General features: G+C 65.3%; 1 protein-coding gene. It reads left to right on the forward strand.

The window, feature by feature from the left end; genetic code table 11:
- Positions 1–25: 25 nt before the first annotated feature.
- Positions 26–363, forward strand: a 338-nt coding sequence (locus DIE23_RS39250) for an ABC transporter permease subunit (RefSeq protein WP_409364284.1), incomplete at its 3' end; no start/stop codon positions are given.

Here is a 363-nt window from a genome sequence, read left to right on the forward strand (position 1 = left end):
GCGTAACGGAAGGGGAGCAAACAACATGACATCCATTCAACCGATCGAATCCTCGACGTCGCTCGTCGAGGAGCGCAGCACCGCCAAGACCGTCACCATCGGCCTCCTGACCGCGGCCTTCGTGATCGCGGCGCCGATCATCATCGGCTCGGCTGGCGGCAACTACTGGGTTCGCGTGCTCGACTTCGCGATGCTGTACGTGATGCTCGCGCTGGGCCTGAACGTCGTGGTCGGCTTCGCCGGCCTGCTCGACCTCGGCTATATCGCGTTCTACGCGGTGGGTGCATACACGGCGGCCTTGCTGAGCTCGCCGCACCTGGCCTCGCAGTTCGAGTGGATCGCGGCGCTCGCGCCGAACGGGCT

Origin of the sequence: Burkholderia sp. Bp9143 (assembly GCF_003853645.1) — a bacterium.
Lineage (GTDB): Bacteria > Pseudomonadota > Gammaproteobacteria > Burkholderiales > Burkholderiaceae > Burkholderia.